The organism is Oleiphilus sp. HI0043, from assembly GCF_001634935.1.
On sequence record NZ_LWEY01001451.1, the window covers coordinates 1 to 1,091 of the forward strand.

General features: G+C 44.9%; 1 protein-coding gene. It reads left to right on the plus strand.

Annotation, left to right across the window (positions count from 1 at the left end):
* Positions 1-339: 339 nt before the first annotated feature.
* The coding region (locus tag A3729_RS20445) for a polysaccharide biosynthesis/export family protein (RefSeq protein WP_197475955.1) at positions 340-1,091 on the plus strand (752 nt) is incomplete at its 3' end.

Genomic DNA, 1,091 nt, shown 5'->3' on the forward strand with positions numbered 1-1,091 from the left:
CATCGGTTTATCCCTTAAAGATTAAGACATAAAAGCTGATTCACCACCGAGAACACAGAGCGGCCTGCGGCCTGCACCGAGAAAAGATAATAGCTTTCTTTAGATGTGTCTCAATCTCTTCCTCTGTGTAGCGAAGCGCTCGGTGTCCTCGGTGGTTCAAATGTTTATTTCTTAGGGTTCCAAGGAATGACAAACATCAAATAATGTAAACAAATGTTAAAATAGACCACTCCACCAACTAGTAAGCCCCTCCTTTAAATGCTAAATTAGCGCCCATTAAGATGATCGTCATACATGGTCATCACAGTGAAGTACTCTCTAATAATGATGGAATCAGGAATGATCGATACACTCTCTCGCCTAAGGCTCACTGGGCGTGCATTTCTTTTTGTAGTAGCAGCTTTATTCTCGCTTCAATCTTTTGCCCTACAGCCTACACCGGCGCAGCTCGAACAGTTTAAGCGTCTCCCTGCAGCGGAACAGGCTCGTTTAGCACAGCAGTTTGGTGTGGATATTCCCAATGTAAATGCTGCGCAAACGCCTGTGGTTGCACAAACTAACAGCGTCATGCCGGTGGCTCAGCAGCAAGTAGCTGAGTCTGTGGGCGGTGAGATTAACACCAATACTGAAATGGAAGAAGGCAAGCTGCCTGCTTTCGGATACGATCTATTCGCAGGTCAGCCAACGACCTTTGCACCCATTACTGATATTCCTGTTTCATCTGATTACGTACTAGGCCCAGGTGATTCACTAAAAGTGAACCTCTATGGTAAAGAAAGCCAATTCTTCGAGTTGGTTGTTGATCAGGAAGGGCAAGTTTATATCCCTGACTTAGGCCCAATGAGCTTAGCTGGCCTAGACTTCTCTGAAGCCAAAGAAAAAATCAAAAAGACTATTGATCAAAAAATGATTGGTGTTAAAGCCAGTGTTTCGATGGGAAGCTTGCGTTCGATTCGGGTCTTTGTATTGGGTGAAGCTCGTGTGCCGGGTTCCTATGTGATTAGCTCCCTCTCAACCATGACTAATGCACTAGTACTGAGTGGTGGTGTTTCAGAGTTGGGTTCACTGCGTAATATTCAGTTAAAACGCAA